15 protein-coding genes and 2 tRNA genes are annotated in these 18,893 nt (G+C 29.3%); 6 read left to right on the top strand and 11 right to left on the bottom strand.

What is annotated here, in order from left to right:
• Positions 1-34: 34 nt before the first annotated feature.
• Positions 35-418 carry a hypothetical protein gene (locus tag ABHQ57_RS04935; protein WP_389862574.1) on the bottom strand — a complete coding sequence of 128 codons (384 nt, stop codon included), beginning with the start codon at positions 416-418 and terminating at the stop codon, positions 35-37.
• A gap of 231 nt (positions 419-649) precedes the next feature.
• On the opposite strand from ABHQ57_RS04935, the gene ABHQ57_RS04940 reads away from it, so the two are divergent.
• Positions 650-2,353: a DUF262 domain-containing protein gene (locus tag ABHQ57_RS04940; protein ID WP_389862577.1), complete on the top strand. Its 1,704-nt coding sequence runs from the start codon at positions 650-652 to the stop codon at positions 2,351-2,353.
• Positions 2,346-4,316, top strand: coding sequence for a DUF262 domain-containing protein (locus ABHQ57_RS04945; protein ID WP_389862579.1), 1,971 nt, complete (start codon positions 2,346-2,348; stop codon positions 4,314-4,316). The genes ABHQ57_RS04940 and ABHQ57_RS04945 overlap by 8 nt, the downstream gene beginning before the upstream one ends.
• 104 nt (positions 4,317-4,420) lie before the next feature.
• Here the strand turns inward: ABHQ57_RS04945 and ABHQ57_RS04950 are convergent, their stop codons facing one another.
• The 7 genes from ABHQ57_RS04950 to trxA all read right to left on the bottom strand — a co-directional run bounded on the left by ABHQ57_RS04950 (position 4,421) and on the right by trxA (position 10,957).
• Positions 4,421-5,260, bottom strand: a complete 840-nt coding sequence (locus tag ABHQ57_RS04950; RefSeq protein WP_389862582.1) for an AAA family ATPase — start codon at positions 5,258-5,260, stop codon at positions 4,421-4,423.
• A 154-nt stretch (positions 5,261-5,414) separates the two neighbouring features.
• Complete coding sequence (locus ABHQ57_RS04955; RefSeq protein ID WP_389862584.1) at positions 5,415-7,919, bottom strand: DEAD/DEAH box helicase family protein; 2,505 nt, start codon at positions 7,917-7,919, stop codon at positions 5,415-5,417.
• A gap of 46 nt (positions 7,920-7,965) precedes the next feature.
• The gene (locus ABHQ57_RS04960) at positions 7,966-9,165 is read right to left on the bottom strand and encodes a site-specific integrase (RefSeq protein WP_389862587.1); all 1,200 of its coding nucleotides are present in this window, start codon (positions 9,163-9,165) and stop codon (positions 7,966-7,968) included.
• A gap of 238 nt (positions 9,166-9,403) precedes the next feature.
• Positions 9,404-9,477 (bottom strand) — tRNA-Asp (locus tag ABHQ57_RS04965).
• A 43-nt stretch (positions 9,478-9,520) separates the two neighbouring features.
• Positions 9,521-9,594, bottom strand: a tRNA-Asp gene (locus ABHQ57_RS04970).
• A 54-nt stretch (positions 9,595-9,648) separates the two neighbouring features.
• Complete coding sequence (locus tag ABHQ57_RS04975; RefSeq protein ID WP_167713105.1) at positions 9,649-10,569, bottom strand: DUF58 domain-containing protein; 921 nt, start codon at positions 10,567-10,569, stop codon at positions 9,649-9,651.
• A 70-nt stretch (positions 10,570-10,639) separates the two neighbouring features.
• A complete protein-coding gene (trxA, locus tag ABHQ57_RS04980; RefSeq protein WP_167713107.1) occupies positions 10,640-10,957 on the bottom strand; it encodes a thioredoxin in 318 nt (105 codons plus the stop codon).
• Between the two features lie 320 nt (positions 10,958-11,277).
• Between trxA and metK the strand changes: the two genes are divergently transcribed.
• Together metK and ABHQ57_RS04990 are read left to right on the top strand one after the other, a co-directional pair.
• Positions 11,278-12,531, top strand: a complete 1,254-nt coding sequence (gene metK / locus ABHQ57_RS04985; RefSeq protein ID WP_167713109.1) for a methionine adenosyltransferase — start codon at positions 11,278-11,280, stop codon at positions 12,529-12,531.
• 247 nt (positions 12,532-12,778) lie between these two features.
• Positions 12,779-13,543, top strand: coding sequence for a hypothetical protein (locus ABHQ57_RS04990; RefSeq protein ID WP_389862591.1), 765 nt, complete (start codon positions 12,779-12,781; stop codon positions 13,541-13,543).
• 48 nt (positions 13,544-13,591) lie between these two features.
• Here ABHQ57_RS04990 and sppA read toward each other — a convergent pair whose 3' ends face one another.
• Both sppA and ABHQ57_RS05000 read right to left on the bottom strand, forming a co-directional pair.
• Positions 13,592-15,337 carry a signal peptide peptidase SppA gene (gene sppA / locus ABHQ57_RS04995; RefSeq protein WP_389862593.1) on the bottom strand — a complete coding sequence of 582 codons (1,746 nt, stop codon included), beginning with the start codon at positions 15,335-15,337 and terminating at the stop codon, positions 13,592-13,594.
• A gap of 66 nt (positions 15,338-15,403) precedes the next feature.
• Positions 15,404-15,835 carry a DUF6146 family protein gene (locus ABHQ57_RS05000; protein WP_389862595.1) on the bottom strand — a complete coding sequence of 144 codons (432 nt, stop codon included), beginning with the start codon at positions 15,833-15,835 and terminating at the stop codon, positions 15,404-15,406.
• A 99-nt stretch (positions 15,836-15,934) separates the two neighbouring features.
• Here ABHQ57_RS05000 and ABHQ57_RS05005 point away from each other — a divergent pair, with 99 nt between their 5' ends.
• Complete coding sequence (locus tag ABHQ57_RS05005) at positions 15,935-16,495, top strand: DNA-3-methyladenine glycosylase I (protein WP_389862598.1); 561 nt, start codon at positions 15,935-15,937, stop codon at positions 16,493-16,495.
• A gap of 45 nt (positions 16,496-16,540) precedes the next feature.
• Positions 16,541-18,574, top strand: coding sequence for a dihydrofolate reductase (locus tag ABHQ57_RS05010; protein ID WP_389862600.1), 2,034 nt, complete (start codon positions 16,541-16,543; stop codon positions 18,572-18,574).
• A gap of 82 nt (positions 18,575-18,656) precedes the next feature.
• Here ABHQ57_RS05010 and ABHQ57_RS05015 read toward each other — a convergent pair whose 3' ends face one another.
• On the bottom strand, positions 18,657-18,869 hold the full coding sequence (locus ABHQ57_RS05015; protein WP_231128378.1) for a hypothetical protein: 213 nt from the start codon (positions 18,867-18,869) through the stop codon (positions 18,657-18,659).
• Positions 18,870-18,893: the final 24 nt, after the last annotated feature.

Consider the following 18,893-nt stretch of genomic DNA (forward strand, 5'->3'; position numbering starts at 1 on the left):
TATTATAGTAAATGCAAAATTTGGACAGATTAAATTAAACTAATTCTTCCTCTAATTTGTTTACACCATTTTGTGAAAACACACTATGATCAGTTTTAAAAAGCTTTTCAACATTAGGAGCTTCATCTGGAGTATAAACCCACTTGTGGGTTAATATAATTTCTTCTCCTGTTTCTTTAATAACATACTCATAGGGAGCTACTTCTTGTTTAACAATGCTTCCTTTCATTTGAGTTCCTATTAAAGCTTTGCAAGTAACCTCATCAAAAGTAGAAGTAATCATTGCTTTTTTTGCAGTGGCATAGAATTGACCTGTAGTTTTACTTACTACCATTTCTATACCTCCTTGTAGTTCCAATAAATAGAATTTAGAACCATCTTCTTTGCTACACTCTCTGTAGCCTACAATCTGTACCATAATTTTATTTTTTTGAGTTGATAAATAAGTTGATTCTAGAAAATAGTACTCCCTTTAAAACAGCTATCACCTTGTTTCTAAATAATAGGGTCTAAAAATATTTTCTACTGAGAAACACCACGGGGTGTTTTAAAATCAAGAATAAGTGGGGGTGCTTTGTGAGAGGAAATTCACAGAAACAAAGATGATTTATTTTTTTAATTTTTATATTTGAAAAAAAACTAGATTAAGATGACTCATAATATACTTACCTTAAAAACTATTAACCAATTACATGATTTAGATTTTTTTATTCCAGCTTATCAAAGGGGGTATAGATGGGATTCAAATCAAGTTGAAGATTTATTAAATGATATAGATAATTTTAATCCAAAAGAAGTTCCTGATAGTGATGATAAAACATGGTATTGTTTACAGCCAATTGTAGTAAAAGAATGCCAAGATACAGACAAAGATAGTGTCGGTATGAAAACATTTGAAGTCATAGATGGTCAACAAAGGTTGACATCTATTTATTTGATTTCTTATTTTTTAAATCAATATTATGCTGAGGATTATCAAAAGCGCTTATTTAATTTAACATATGAAACTAGAAAAGATTCTACTCGTTTTTTAGAAGAACTAGATAAAGAAATTAGCCATAATAATATAGATTATTTTCACATTTCAAATGCTTATAAAACAATAAAAGACTGGTTTAAAGCTAAAGGTAGCTCATTTAATAGAACAGAGTTTGAGACTAATTTTGGTTTTCATACAAAAGTAATTTGGTATGAGAGCCTAGAAAGTAATTCAATACAAATATTCACCAGAATCAATATAGGTAAAATACCTTTAACAAATTCTGAACTAATCAAAGCTCTCTTTCTTAATAGTTCTAATTTTAAAGAAAATGATGAAAGATTGAAATTAAGACAACTTGAGATAGCAACTGAATGGGATTTTATAGAGCAATCACTTCAAAGAGATAAATTTTGGTATTTTCTTACTGGTAACAAAAAATCTGTTAATAGAATAGAGTTTATATTCGATTTAATGAATGATTTGCCAGATGAAAATGATAAGTATTCTACCTTTAGATTTTTTAATGAAAAGTTTATATCTAAAAAGACTGAAGTAATTAACCATAATTGGTTAGAAATAAAGAAGAGATTTCAAAGATTTAATGAGTGGTATCAGGAGAGAGATTTATATCATAAGATAGGGTATCTTATATCTGTCGATTATATTAATATAAAAGAACTCTATGATAAATCATCTGAGATGACAAAATCAGAGTTTAGAACTTTTCTTGATTCATTAATCAAAGAGAGTGTGAAAAATATTGATATTCAATCTATTCAATACCATGATGGTGAGAATGTTCGAAAGATATTACTATTGTATAACGTTTTGACAATTTTAAAAAGTGAAACGGATAATTCATATTTTCCTTTTGCTATTTATAAAAATGAGAAATGGGATATTGAGCATATTACTTCTATAAAAAATTATATGCCAGATAAAAATAGAGAAGAGTGGTTAAATGATGCTAAAGTATTTATTGACTCGACTATAGATAAAAAAGGTAGATTATTAAAACAAATAGAAAAATTTAAAGATTTCCAAGATGGGGATAAATTTAAAGTTTTGTATGAAGAAATTGTTTCTCATTTCAATCATAATGTTAAAGATGAAGATTTAAATGATTTATCTAATTTAACTTTACTGGATTCATCTACAAATAGGAGTTATAAAAATGCTGTTTTTCCGATTAAAAGAAAGACAATTATAGATAGGGATAAGCAAGGAGTTTTTATCCCCTTATGTACAAAAAATGTTTTTTTAAAATACTTTAGTGAATATCCTCCAAAAATCTCCTTTTGGACACAAGAAGATAGAGAGAATTATGAAAAAGATTTAGAAAAAGTTTTAAACCCATATTTAAATGTCTAGTATAAATACATCAAAAAGTAATGTTATAAGTTTTTATAAATTGCTTAATCAAGAAGAGAAAATTGAAATTCCTATTATTCAAAGAGATTATGCGCAAGGTAGATATGACAAACAAGAAATAAGAAGAAATTTTTTAAAAGCTTTACTCGATAGTATTTCTTTAGAGAAAGAAATACAACTTGACTTTATTTATGGAAGTAGAGTTAAAGATTCTTTTCAGCCTCTAGATGGTCAACAAAGGTTGACAACTTTGTTTTTACTTCATTGGTATGCAATGATTAAAGATAAAGCTAATAAAGAAGATACTAAAAAGTTAATGAGTAGGTTCAGTTATGAGACAAGAATAACTTCAAGAGAGTTTTGCTTTTCTTTAATATCTAACAATGTTGAATTTGATGGAACTACTATCCTTAGTGAAAAAATAAGAGATTCAAAATGGTTTTTTCTTTCATGGAAAAATGACCCAACTATTGATGCAATGTTGCGAACTATTGATGATATTCATGATATGTTTTATGGGATTGAAAATCTATGGAGAATTTTAACAGAAGAGAATCTAATCTCTTTTTATCATGTTGAACTAAAAGATATTGGTTTAACAGATGATTTATACATTAAAATGAATGCAAGAGGAAAACTACTATCTTCATTCGAAAATTTTAAAGCAAGTTTTGAAAATTATATAAATAATGAAGATTGGGAGTTTAGTTTAGAAAGCACTAAAAAATTCGCTTTTAAAATAGACACTGATTGGACCGATTTTTTCTGGAATAATTTTAGGAAAGATAATAATATAGATAAAGCTATTATGAGATTTATCTCTACAATAGTAATGATTAGGCTCTCAATAGAGAGGCATGGGACAAGAATTCATGATATATCAAATATAAGGTATAATCCAAATTATATTAAGCCTGAATTGATTACTAAAGAATCGTATGAATATATTTATAAATGTTTTGAAATATATCAAACTACCAGTTCATTAGATTTAAATGTGAGTTTTCCGTTTTGGAGGCATAAACCAAGTGAAAGTTTTTTGAAAGAAGTTGTTTTTGAAGAATTGAATGCTTCTTATACTCAAAGAGTTTTATTTTTTGCACAGACTGAATATTTATTAAAGAACAATGAGTTTAAGAAAGAAAAGTTTGATGATTGGATGCGCGTTGTAAGGAATATTGTTTCTAGAGGTAACGTTGAGAAAAGTGGAAAAAGACCAGATATAATTAGAAGCCCTGAGACATTTGATGGTGTTATTAATCTTATTTCTGAAATATCTGAGGGTTCGTCTGATATATATAATTATTTGTGTTCAGTTGATAAGTTAAACTCAACATTTGCAAAAGAACAAATAGAAGAAGAAAAAATTAAAGCTAAATTAATCATTTCAGATATTGATACAAGGAGGGCTATTTTTAAAATGGAAGATAAGTCATTGTTTAGAGGTAGAATTGATTTTGTGTTGAAGTGTGTTGATTATAAGGTTGATGGTGATTTTGATTTAGATAAATTCAATAAGATTTATAATGTTATTAACCTACATTTTGATAATGAAGATTTAGTGTCAAATGATTTAAGAAGAGCGTTGTTAACCATAGAGCATGAAGGTGAATATAGGTTCTATGATTACTGGAAATCTTATTGGTATTATGGAGATGCAACTAAAAGATGTTTGATTGATAATTTTAGGGAATTAGAATATTATATTTACGGAACTGAATATTACCCTTATATTAAAAAATTAATTTTAAAATTAACGGATAATAATATTGATGATGTTATTGTTAACTTTTCACCTCCTGAAAAAATGCCTAATTGGCAAGTTAGATTAATAAAAGAACCTGAACTACTTGATAAAAAAAATAAATCTAATTATATAGCAATACCTGAAGATAATGGTTTTTGTTATTTATTAAAAAGTATTAGACCTAGAGATTTAGATGGTTGTGAGAAAATAGAATAGTTATAGAGGTTTATTGGATAATGAGTCTAACCCAATCTATTAAATTAGATTGGGTTTTTTCAACTCAAAAAAGTAGCTAATAAGCTACTAATAATATAATACTCTTATTTACTCAGAGGAACTTTATCTAGCTTTTCTTTCTTTTCCTTAAAAGCAGGTAATAAAGTTTCTTGGTGTTTAGGGTTAGATTTATAAATTGTAGTTAACTCTGGAATAGATTTAGCCTCTGCAATCTGTTGTAGTATCTCTTCTATTTTAAGATGTCTTGGAACACACCATTGAGCTAATTTTTCTCCAACTACTTCTGTAATTACAAATTCATTTCTAGTAGAAAACAAACTTGTTCTATCTTTACTTATCACAGCCTTGTTTTCTTGATTGATGAGCTCAAAATTTACAGTTAACTCATATTCCCATCCCTCTCTTGTAATTTCTTTTGTACCTAGTTTGGTAACCTTAGCTTTACCATTAGGTTTGATGTCTAATGAGTAATGAGTTTTCCTCCTAGTAGTAGTAATGATATGACATGAAGATTGTAATATGGTGTCTATAAAGGCTTGGTGTAACTTTGTGACTTTATTCCAATCCATAAATTTACCTCCGAGCTTGCTATGTATATCTAAACAGCCTCCTGAGCCATTCCACTCGTGGCTAATAGAATCTAAAATAATAACTTCAATATTGTTATTGGATTCACATAACTTAATTCCTTCTATGTACCTAGAGGGACTGAAAGGAGCTTCTAAATTAATTACTTGAAAGTTTCCTAAATGTGAGTATAAACTAGCTGACTTATTTTCTGTGTCAATTACAGCTATTTTATTCCAGTTTTTAGTGAGTCCATAAGCTAGTAGTAGAGCTGAGTAGGTTTTTCCAAATCCACTTGCTCCTGATAAGCCAATTCTAAGCTTTACAGCATCTCTTTTACTTGGTTCTAATTGCATAATTTTTAAGTTTAAAAAGGTTAATATTTATGTGTAATAATTTTAAGTTTTTTCCATAAAAAATCCCTACAGATTTCTCTGTAAGGATTTGTGAAAATGTTTTTCCACTTTTTGTTTTGATACTATATAAGGCTAATACAAAATATGGAAAAAACTATGTTAGCTTACTTAAAATTTCTTCTATTTCTTTTTTCTCTTTTAAATAATTATCCATACTTCCAAAATGATAAATTATTTCTTCCTCTGTATGTGGGATATCTAAATCAGGCTCACTAAAAACATCAATAGAATGAGTTCTAGTAAAACTTTTAGTTCTTATCACTTTCTTTCCATTTTGTGAGTTACGAGGATTTTTATAAACTTTAGTTTCAAAAAAATCTTCAATAATAATTTTATATAAAGAATTCAATTTATCTTCTATGGAAGTGTCTTTTACAAGGTTTCTTTTGAAATTAAAAATTTCATTTTCTAAAAAATCATCTGTTTTTATTAAATCTATTAATTCATTAAACTTTTCTTTGTTTGCTGAGGAATAAAAAGAAGAATTAGGTTTATTTGGTAGAAATAATACGGGGCTATTTTTAACTGTTATTTCCTCTATGTTATTCTCAACTTGACTTCTAAAATCATCTAATAGTTTATAAAGTTTTATTTTATCAGTTTCATTAGTAGAAGTTCTTGCTATTTGGATTGCATCTAAAAAATAAATACCTCTAGAATAAACTGTATTTTCAAAATATACTCTCTTATGATATAGATTGTAACAGAATTTAAGAACTTCAATCTCAAAAGCTCTATTCTTGTATGGTTTTATTTCTTCACCATTAATCATAGGGATAAAATCTCTAAATAACTCTTTTCTTATTTCAGAATAAAACTGATTGAAATTAGCTTGTAACCTTGCTTCAAAATACAATGTTTCATCATCTGGTTTTAAGTAGTTTTTATAGTAGTAAAATAAGGTTTTTTGAATATGATTTTCTTTAAAATGTAGCTTAATTTTAGCAATCATCTTTTCTAATCTACAATTTAAAAATTGATTGGTCAATGCTAAGTATGTGATACAAGCACTTATATCTTTTCCAAAAATTTTGAATTCTGATGCTAAATATTCATCACTTTGTTCAAGTAAAAACCTAGAAAAACTTGGATATGATAATGATGATAAATTAGTTCTATCACTGTTCTCTAAAAATAAAATTTCATTTTTTAAATCTTCAGTCATAAAACTATAAAACCTCCTTAATAAGTTTTTCTGTGAGTTAATATTATAATACTCCACTTTCTCTTTTACCTGCCTATTATTACTAATATCATCATAATTAACTTTAAATTCTAACTTCTGCTCTTCATTCATATTTGAGTTATCAAGAGAACTATAATCAAACATATCAGGTTTGTATAATAGTATGTGTATCTCTCCTTTTTTTCTTTGCCTTGCTAAAGCTTGAATAATAGCGTTGATACCATCTGTAAATGTTCCAAAATGATTTTTATATGAGCCTTTAGAGCTAAATGAAGGTAAAATGATAATAAAAGCGTGATTATCTTTTTCTATACTAACTCCTGTGTTAAAGTTAGTACCTATGTTGCATTTTGAATTATCAAACCTTTTACCTGTTAAATTTCTATTAGGTCTTTGATTATTTACTAATTGCGAAACACACAAGTTTATTTCTCCAAACCTATCTTCTAATTTTTTACCTAAATCACTTTTAGCAATATCTTGAGATAACTTTTTTGAGTAGCACAAAATGTCAATACCTTTATTTTCGGCAAGTTTTTCTTCAACTATTTTAACTAGTTCAGGTGTGTCAGATTTAAAACTATTAGCTGGTGAAAAATGTAAGAAAAGTGAACTTTGCTTATCTCTAAATCTAGGTCTTTTAGATTCTATTATTTTTATCTTTCTATCTGTTAATTCTGCTAAATATTCTATGATGATTTTTGAAGCTTCATTGTGGGTAGCACTAATCACAAAATTTTTATGAATTACCTTTCTCCATTTCCAAAGATTAAAAATATATTCTTCTTTAAAATTCTGATAAGATGCGTGTATTTCATCATAGATAAAAACCACTTTTGTATCTGAACTTTCGCAATAGTTTGAAAGTGTGTTTAGGTAATTTCTCTTGTCGTTAGAATTTTTAAACCCATCTTCTCCAGGATTTCCTAATAATGTATTTACTGTAATTACATGTACTTTTTTATCTAGATATGTTTCATTAGAAGTGCCTATCTTTTCATAGTTATAAATCTGTTCAAGAGGTATACCTGCTTTATTATTTATATCAGTAATATACTGCTTTACCAAACTTACATAAGGTGAAGCTACCATTATTAAATATTTTTGTTCACTAGAGTCATAATATTTTTTAATGGTTTTAATGATTGCAGTTGTCTTACCTTGCCCTACACCAGCGTTAATGATAACTGTATTTTTGTTTTTTAAGTCTGTTTCTAAAATAGGAAGTAAGCTATCACTTAAATATCCATGTTCATTAGGTTCAATAATTATTTTATCTCCATTATCTTCAATGATAAAAGCATCTTTTGTAGATGTAGTTCCATCAAGATTATAGGTTAGGGTAAAGTCTTCGGGGTTTATTTCTTTAAATTCAATAGGGTAATTATTGAAAGAAGAATTTTCTGAACTCATAGGAATAAAATTTGCGTCTAATGTATGAACAAAAAAGGACTAGATTTTAATCTTGTCCTAATTTTTGATTAAGTTTTGAAACCTCATCACTAATTTTCTTCTTTACAACTTTAGCATAATGCTCTTGTGTAATTGTAATCTTAGAATGCCCTAGAAGCTCCGATACTACTTCCATAGGTACTCCATTATATAGTAATACTGTAGAAGCAAAAGTTTTTCTACCAACATGATGAGTAAGATTTTTATTTATACCTATTATATCTGCTATTTCTTTTAGATAAGAATTAAATTTTTGATTAGATATTTTAGGTAATTTATTGTTGTATTTCAATAAGATGTCTCTTGGTTTAGGTAATAAAGGAATTGAAATTTTTGATTTTGTTTTCTTTCTATTCATTTCAATCCACTCATTACCATCAAAACCAACTTGAATATGTTTAGTGCTTAGTTCTGACATATCTGCATATGCTAGTCCTGTATAACAACAAAAAATAAATAGATCTTTGACTATAACTAATTTCTTTTGTCTTAATTGATGTGTTTCGATTAATTTTAATTCCTCCGAGGTTAAGAAAATAAGCTCTTTAGTAGTTCTTTTAGGTCTGTAGAATACAAAAGGGTCTTTATCAATAAAACCTTCTAGAATAGCTAGTTTTATAATCTTACGGACTCTTTGAATGTGTTTATTAATTGTGCTTTGACTTTGTCTTCTTTCAGTTTTTAAATAATAATCTAAATCTTCTAAAAAAATAAATTTGATATTTTGAAGAACCAAATCGTTTTTCTTGTATTTGTGCCTTATGAATTTTTTCATTAACCTTTTACATTCTTCGAATTTTTTATAGGTTGATTCTACATAGTCTATGCCAATAGTTTTTTTAACTTTTGAATTATGATAATCAAATACTTCAAGAAATGTTTTTTCAGATTTAATACTTTTTCCTTTGTGTTGTAAGTAAATGTCTTCAACATCAAACTCCTTTTCATTTACCTGTAAAAATAAAAAAGCCTGATTAATTTGTTGTTTAATCAGACTTAATTGGGTATTGATAAAAGTATTTTCTTTACTAGGAGGTTTAGCTAATTGTTCTTTACTATTCCAATAATTTGGATTTATAAAGAAACCTGTAGAGAATATTTTTCTTTTTTTGTTATAAGTTATCCTACATCTAATAGGACACTTATTTTTACTGTTAATTCTATTCTTTTGTAATAGGAATAGAATGGTTACCCTATTGTTATTCATGTGTTTTGAGTTTTTTTGTATATGGTGTACCTAGTATGAAGTGATGGTGTACCCTAATGTGTACCTAATGGTGTACCAAAGAAATTTTTATGTAATCCTTTTTGTGTACCTAATTTTTTAAGATGGTGTACCAAAATGTGATTATTTTTAAGTAACCTTCAAATAAAGTAAAATAGAGTAGAGTCCTAGAAATTCCTATAAAAAGAAAAAAGCTCCTCAAGAATTGAGAAGCTTTTCGCGGTCTGGACGGGACTCGAACCCGCGACCCCATGCGTGACAGGCATGTATTCTAACCAGCTGAACTACCAGACCGTTGCTTTAAGCAATATGTTATATGTTTTTAGAGAAACTTTAGCGGTCTGGACGGGACTCGAACCCGCGACCCCATGCGTGACAGGCATGTATTCTAACCAGCTGAACTACCAGACCGTTGCTCTAAGCGGATGCAAATATATAACCTTTTTTTAAATAAAAAAGAGTTATTTATAAAAAATTCTGTCTAGTGATAAGATAAGCTATAAGCACTTTATCATAACCTTCACTAATATCTACAGGAATGTAATCTATTTTATATTGTAAGCATTTGTTTTTTAGGTTTTTGAAAAAAAAGGAGCTCAATTCTTGATATTTTTTCTGTACATTTTCTGCGTATAAATTTATTTCTTCTCCAGTTTCAACATCCACAAATTTTTTTGGTGAGTTATCAAAATCAAACAAAAATTCTGTTTTTTTATCATATGTATGAAACAATACTACTTCATGTTTATTAAATTTTAGATGTCTTAAAGCATTAAAAAGTTCTTCTTCATTCTTTGAAGTTTGAAACATATCGGTAAATAAGAAAATTAAAGACCTTCTATGAATCTTCTCTGCTATTTCATGTAAGTATTGATAGGTTTTTGTATTTGAAGTAGAATTAGATGATAATAAATGCTCTAATTGATGTAATAACATTTTACGATGACGTTCACTACCTTTTTCTGGAGCATAGTATTCATAAGTGTCAGAGTAAATACTTAAACCAACAGCATCACGTTGTCGCTTTAAGATATCCATTAAAGAGGCAGCTGCTACTGCAGAGAAACCAATCTTATTTAAATCATTTATTGATTCATTATTGCTTGGAGGATAATGCATCGACGCAGAATTATCAATGATTATATGACACCTAAGATTCGTTTCTTCTTCGTACTTTTTAGTGTACAATTTTTCAGTTTTGGCAAATAGCTTCCAATCTATATGTCGAGTACTTTCTCCTTTGTTGTAGAGTTTGTGTTCAGAAAATTCAACTGAAAATCCGTGAAATGGACTTTTATGCATTCCTGTAATAAAACCTTCTACCACTTGTTTAGCAAGTAGCTCAAGGTTGTTAATTTTTGAAGCAGTACTGTTTAAATCAATCATAGATTACCGAAAATAACAAAAGGTTTGGCGATAGCCAAACCTTTTTTATAATATCAAATAATATCTTTACTTATAAAGCAGCATCAATTTTATCTGTATATGCTTTTTTTGGAGCAGCACCAACTTGTTTGTCTACAACTTCTCCGTTTTTGAAGATTAATACAGTTGGTATGTTTCTTACACCATACTTAGCAGCAAATTCTTGGTTTGCATCTACATCTACTTTTCCAACTACAGCCTTACCATCGTATTCACTACTAATTTCATCAACGATAGGAGATACCATTCTACAAGGTCCACACCAAGCTGCCCAAAAATCTACTAATACTGGTTTGTCAGATTTTAATACTACTTCTTCGAAAGAAGCATCTGTAATTTCTAATGCCATTTTATTTATGTTTTATCTAAAGTTATTTTCTTATTTATTTACGTACAAATGTAAACAAATATTTTACCAATACAATTTTACAAAAATTACTTTTTATTATCATAATATCAATACTTTCTATTTATTTACGTGTAAGTTTGTTTTTGTGTATGTAAAATAATCTATAACTTTGTCAAATATATTTGAGGAAAAATTTGACTGATTGCAACCTCATTGAACAATGATTCAAAATAAAAATGCTAAAGCAGTAATTTCTACTCCTTTTAGCGACTTAGCAATTCAGATTTTTTCTTTTAGTTAAATTTAAAAAAAAAGTATTTATGTCATATTTTTTTACTTCAGAAAGTGTTTCTGAAGGACATCCAGATAAAGTAGCAGATCAAATATCTGATGCTCTAATAGATAATTTTTTAGCTTTTGATTCAAATTCAAAAGTAGCATGTGAAACATTAGTAACAACTGGTCAAGTAGTATTAGCAGGAGAAGTTAAGTCTTCTATCTACTTAGATGTTCAAAAAATTGCTCGTGAGGTAATTAATAAAATTGGATATACCAAAGGTGAGTATATGTTTGACGGTAATTCTTGTGGAGTGTTATCAGCAATTCATGAACAGTCAGATGATATTAACCGTGGAGTAGATAGAGCTTCAAAAGAAGAGCAAGGAGCAGGTGATCAAGGAATGATGTTTGGTTATGCGACAAACGAAACTGAGCATTATATGCCGTTAGCGTTAGATTTATCACATATAATTTTAAAGGAATTAGCAGCAATCCGTAGAGAGAATAAGGAAATTACTTATTTACGTCCAGATGCTAAAAGTCAGGTAACTATTGAGTATTCTGACGATAACGTACCGCAACGCATTGAGGCAATTGTAGTTTCTACTCAACATGATGATTTTGCTGATGATGAAACAATGTTAGCTAAAATTAGAAAAGATATTGTTGAGATTTTAATTCCTAGAGTAAAAGCACAATTAACCCCAGAAATTCAAGCGCTATTTAATGATGATATTAAATATCATATTAATCCAACAGGAAAGTTTGTAATTGGTGGACCTCATGGAGATACAGGGTTAACAGGCCGTAAGATTATTGTTGATACTTATGGAGGAAAAGGAGCGCATGGTGGTGGAGCATTTTCTGGAAAAGATCCAAGTAAAGTAGATCGTTCTGCAGCGTATGCAACACGTCATATAGCAAAGAACTTAGTTGCTGCTGGAGTTGCCGATGAGGTTTTAGTGCAAGTATCGTATGCAATTGGAGTAGTAGAACCGATGGGTATTTTTGTAGATACTTACGGAACTTCAAAAGTGGATTTAACTGATGGAGAAATTGCTCAAAAAGTTTCTGAAATTTTTGATATGCGTCCACACGCTATTGAAGATCGTTTAAAGTTACGTAATCCAATGTATAGTGAAACAGCAGCTTACGGGCATATGGGAAGAAAAAATGAAGTAGTTTCTAAAACATTTACACAACCTAATGGAGAAAGTAAAACAATGGAAGTTGAATTGTTTACTTGGGAAAAATTAGATTATGTGTCTAAAGTAAAAGAGAGTTTCAGTTTGTAATAAACGAAATAAAAACATAGTGAAAAATACCTGTAATTTTATTGCAGGTATTTTTTTATACAGCTATTTTTGTATGAAATTTAAAAACAATATAAACCGAACTTGTTTTTTATATTTTTCAAATTGCTAAAAATTGCTGTTCTCTTCTTTTACTCATTTCTATTAATTGTCTTAAAGATTTTATGTAGGGGGGGATACTTAGTTTTTGCTTGGACAATAAAAATGAGTTCATTAAAAATCACAAAAAATGAAAAAATTAAAGTATGTTTTTGCTATTGGATTAGGAGTAGCATTATTAACCTCATGTAGTAGCTCTGCTTCAGACGATTTTGATGAAGTTAACGGAGAAGCTAAAAAGAAAAGATTAAAAACTATTGCAGCGACAAATCAAGAAAATGAAACAATTACTACACAGTTTATGTATAATGCTGAAAAAGAATTGGTAAGTGTTTCTGGAACAAATGGAACAGACGCTACTTTAATAAACTATAGCAATGACGGGAGTACTATTAAGGTGACAGAAGACAGCGATCTTTCAGAAAGCCTTTCAATAGAAGAGTTGTATCAATCACCATATAATATTTATGAAACAGGAATGGCATTAGAATATGATTCTAACAAAAATCCTAGTAAAGTTTTATTTCAAGTTGAGGTTTATGATTGGGAAACTGAAATGAATGTTGTTGAAAATTATACAGCAGAAATATTTTATGACAATAAGCCAAATATGTATTTTTCTACTTTAGAATCTGCAGGAGTTATAGAAGTTTTAGATGGAGTTGATGTTAGTTTTGGGGTGAATCCTCAAGCTTCAGAAGTAATTAAAGCTAGAAGATTATTGCCATTAAATAACGTAACGAAGATTATCTATAAAGACGGAGGTGATAACGTTATAGGTACTTTAACTGTAGATTATACTTATGATTCGGATGGGTACCCTTTAATAGGAAAAGGAGTAGCTGTTGCTGGTGAAGAATCAATTGCTATAAATACTACTTATAGTTACGAATAAACTAGATTATAATAAAAAAAGCCTCGACATTGTCGAGGCTTTTCTTTTTTACTTCACTTGAAATACAAAGGGTATTCTAGCTTGAATTCCTTTTAGGTTTTTCATTTTGTGAATATTATGGTATAATTGGTAATTTTCATCACCTAAAGTTTCTTTAAGTATTTCTTCTTTTGAAGCTTTCATGAATGGAGAGAATTTTAGAGCCTCTTTTAAGTCAGTTTTGTAATTAGGGTAATTACGAACTCTAAAATTTTGAACTTCTGCTAATTCAGCGGCAACTTTAATGGCGTCATTTAATCCTCCTAATTGATCTATTAAGCCATTTTCAATAGCTTCTTTACCAGTCCAAACTCTACCTTGTGCAATTTCGTTTACTTGTTCAAAAGTCATGTTACGCCCTGCAGAAACACGGTTAACAAAAGTAGTGTAGATTTGTTCAACACCTTCTTTAGTTACATCGTAGAATTTCTGGTTCATTGGCTCAAAAACACTATAAGAAGCACTGTTGTTAGTAGAGACTTGTTCTGCATTGATACCAATATTATCGGTAAACTGACTAAAGTTAGGAATGGCTCCAAAAACTCCAATAGATCCTGTAATTGTAGTAGGTTCTGCAATAATTTTGTTAGCATTACAAGCAATATAGTAACCTCCAGAAGCTGCATAGTTACCCATAGAAACTACTAAAGGTTTTTCTTTTTTTGTTAATTCTAGTTCACGCCAAATTAATTCAGAGGCTAAAGCACTACCTCCAGGTGAATTTACGCGAAGTACGATAGCTTTTACATTATCATTTTTTCGGGCTTTTCTGATAGCTTTGTTTATAATTCCTTGTCCGATATAGTCTTCGCTTCCTTCTCCATACACAATATCACCTTGTGCATAAATCACGGCGATTTTATCTTTAGCAGTAGAAGAAATTCTTCCTTTTCCAGAGTTTATGTAGTCTTCAATAGAAATAGTATTTACTTTCTTATCAGAACCCATAGCTAACTTCTTTTCGTATTCATCTTCGTAAATAGAAGCATCTATTAAATTATTTTCTTTTGCTACAGTAATATTTCTTCCATTAGAATTATCAGCAATAAGGTTTAGTTTTTCAATAGAAATGTTTCTACTCTTACTAATGTCATCTGTGATTTCTGACCAAATTGATTTTAAAAATGAAGTGGTTTGTTCGCGGTTAGCTTCGCTCATTTCATTTTCCAAGAAAGGTTCAACTGCACTTTTATATTTTCCGTGACGAATAACCTCCATTTTAATACCATATTTGTCTTCAAAGTCTTTGAAATATAAAATTTCGGTAGATAAACCTCTAAAGTCAATAGCTCCTACTGGGTTTAAGAATAAACTGTCAGCAACAGAGCTTAGGTAGTAATTTTTTTGAGTATAAATGTCATTATATGCATATACAAACTTACCACTTTCTTTAAACTCTTCAATTTTGTTTCGTATGGCTTGTGTTTGGGCAATACCAGCATTAACAAAAGGTGTTTTAATACTTATTCCTTTTATTTTATCATCAGTTTTTGCATTTTCAATAGCGTTGATAATTTTGTTTAAAGCCAATTTTTCATCTGTTAGTTCTAGAGCTTCAGCAATAGGATTGTCTTCTTTTGGAGCATAATCTTTAATAGGGGTTGATAAGTCTAATTCTAAAACTGAGTTTGATTTTACAACAATTTTTTCTTCAGCTCCTACAATAGCAGCTATAGCAAAAAAGAATACAAACAGTAAAAATAGGGCAATGAAAAAGCCTAGAATAGAGGCGAGTAAATTTCTTAAAAACTTCATGTTGTATGGTTAATTTTTTTGAGCAAATATACAGTTTTTCGAAAGACGTCTTTTACTAAGGTTTTACTAGTTCCAGCGATTTATTCCTACCCCCAAGTTCATGCGGTATTTTCGTTGAGCGAACTCAAAATAATTAAAAAGTTTATAATTTACTTCATAGCCATAATCAACGTGTGGACTATAATCAATTACATTTTCATAAATGTTTGAATTAAATTGTAAAGGATTCCTAGCTCGATAATTCCATGTGTTTACATACAAACGGTTTTTATTTTCGAGGTATTGTTGTGAATAAAATCCTTCGGGTTTAGCAATGCTGTTTAAATAGGTAGTAAAACCAGGGTCTATAATTATAATTTCATATTCTAAACTATCATTAGCAATTACAACTGGTTCCTCTTTAGGAGTGTTAGAAGTATTTTTTATAGACGAGGAACTGCAAGCCCATATCATAATTCCAATAATACTAAGAAAAAGAATGCGTTGTAAGGTTTCCATAATCAGTATGATTTATAATTATAAAGTTGCAAAAATTATTCCATTTTTCATTGATTTTTAATTTGTTTAATAGTAATTTTCAGCATTAAATAATAGAAAATGAAGAAAAGATGTTTTTGGGTTAGTGATGACCCACTATATATTGAGTATCACGATAATGAATGGGGAGTGCCTGTATATAATGACGATAAGCTGTTTGAGTTTTTAATATTAGAAACTTTCCAAGCAGGTTTGAGTTGGATTACAGTTTTGAAGAAAAGAGAAAACTTTAGAAAGGCGTTTGATAATTTCGACTATAAAAAAATAGCAAAATACTCTGAAGACAAATATGAAGAATTGCTTCAAGATGCTGGAATTATAAGAAATAAATTAAAGATAAAAGCGACTATAACCAATGCTCAGGCTTTTATGAAAGTACAAGAAGAGTTTGGTACGTTTTCAAAATATATTTGGGCTTTTACTAATGGACAACCGATAGTGAATAAGTTTGAAAAGAGAGAAGAAGTACCGGCAACAACAGAGCTTTCTGACGCGATTTCAAAAGATTTAAAAAAACGAGGATTTAAGTTTGTAGGTTCAACAGTAATTTATGCACATATGCAGGCGACAGGAATGGTTAACGACCATACAACCGACTGTTTCCGATATCATGAAGTTTAAATTTCGTAATTTTAGCGTTCAAAAAATAAATTTAAAAATATATAAATGAAACTAAAACAAATGCTTTTTGTGTTTGCAGCAGCAGGAGTATTAACTTCTTGTGGTGTAGACGCAAAAAAAGAGCCTAAAGTAGTAGAAAAAAGGGCAAAAGAATTTGAATATGTTGTTGAGCAATTTGCTGATATAAAAGTGTTACGTTATCAAATTCCTGGGTTTGATGAGTTAACACTAAAAGAAAAAAAATTAGTGTACTATTTAACACAAGCTGGTTTATCTGGACGTGATATTATGTGGGATCAAAACTACCGTCATAATCTAGAAATTAGAGCTGCTTTAGAAAATATTAACAATAGCTTCAAAGGAGATAAAGAAAGTGAAGATTTTAAAGCATTCACTACCTATTTGAAAAGAGTGTGGTTTTCTAACGGAATCCATCATCATTACTCTAACGATAAGTTAAAACCTACATTTTCTAAAGAGTATTTAGAAACGTTGTTAAAAGAAACTAATACTGAGTTATCTACGGAAGCATTAGAAGTTATTTTTAATGATAAAGATGCTAAAAAAGTAAACAAGAAAGCTGGAGTGGATAATGTATTAGCATCAGCAGTAAATTTTTACGGAGCAGATATTACAAGTAAAGATGTAGAAGACTTTTATGCGAAAGCTGATAAAGGACCAGAAGGGCAACCAATTGAGGCAGGATTAAACTCGAAGCTAGTTCGTGAGAATGGAAAACTAGTGGAGAAAGTTTGGAAGTCTGGTGGAATGTACGGACAAGCAATCGATAAAATTATTTATTGGTTAGAAAAAGCTAAAGAAGTAGCAGAAAATGAAAAGCAAGCAAAAACCTTAGAGTTATTAATCGAATACTATAAAACAGGAGATTTACACACTTGGGATGAATATGCAATTGCTTGGGTTGAATCTACAGAAGGAAATATTGATTGGATTAATGGTTTTATTGAAGTTTATAATGATCCTAAAGGGTATAGAGGTTCGTACGAAACAATTGTACAAATCAAAGACTTTGATATGTCTAAAAAGATGAAAGTATTATCAGACAATGCACAATGGTTTGAAGATAATTCTCCGTTAGATCCAAGTCACAAAAAGAAAGATGTTGTAGGGGTTTCGTATAAAACAGTAAATGTTGCTGGTGAAGCAGGAGATGCATCTCCAAGTACTCCAATTGGAGTGAATTTGCCAAACAATAACTGGATTCGTCAACAACACGGTTCTAAATCGGTATCGTTAGGAAATATCATAGGATCTTATAATAATGCTGGAGGAACTGGACGTTTAACAGAGTTTGCTAACGATCAAGAAGAAATTGATTTAGAGATTAAATATGGGAAGTTAGCAGATAAATTACACACGGCATTACACGAGGTAATTGGGCATGCTTCAGGTGTAATTAACGACGGAGTTGGTCAACCAAAAGAAACTTTGAAAAACTACGCTTCTACAATGGAAGAGGGTAGAGCAGATTTAGTTGGACTTTATTACTTAATGGATCCTAAATTACAAGAATTAGGATTAGTTGATGATTGGCAAAAAGTAGGAAAAGCTGCTTATGACGGGTATATCAGAAATGGATTAATGACACAGTTAATTAGAATTAATTTAGGAGACGATATTGAAGAAGATCACATGGTAAACCGTCAATGGGTTTCAGCTTGGGCTTTTGAGCAAGGAGCGAAAGATAATGTAATTGAAAAAGTTACCAGAGATGGAAAAACTTTTTATAATATTAATGATTATAAAAAACTTCGTGAAATTTTCGGGCGTTTATTAAAAGAAACACAAAGAATTAAATCTGAAGGAGATTTTGAAGAGGCAAAAGCATTAGTGGAAGGTTATGGAGTAAAAGTAGATCAAGATATTCATAAAGAAGTTTTAGATCGTAATGCTCAATTTACATCAGCTCCTTATAGCGGATTTGTAAATCCAGTATTAGAGCCAGTAACTGATACTGAAGGAAATATTACTGATATTAAGATTAAGCAACCAGAAACGTTTGAAGAGCAAATGAAGTTCTACGCTAAAAACTATAACTTCTTACCAATAAAAAATTAAAAAGTTATAAACTTGAATAAAAAAAAACCGATTCTGAAAAGAATCGGTTTTTTGCTTTTATAAGAAACTCTTAAGAGTTTTATTATTTAGTTAATAATTTTGATAAAAACAATAACGCAATTACTACCGCTATTGCTATGGCAACGTATAAAGCTCCATTTTGATAATGCTTTTTATTGTTTTTAGCATCTTTTTTATAACTAAAATACATTAAAAGAATAAAAGCTATAACAAATAAACTCGCAAAAATAATTCTACCTGTAGTAAACATTTTTGCAGCAATAAGTATAAACATAAAATTGTATTTTTAGCAAAGTTA

The organism is Tenacibaculum sp. ZH5_bin.1 (assembly GCF_042865525.1).
Taxonomy (GTDB): Bacteria; Bacteroidota; Bacteroidia; order Flavobacteriales; family Flavobacteriaceae; genus Polaribacter; species Polaribacter mesophilus.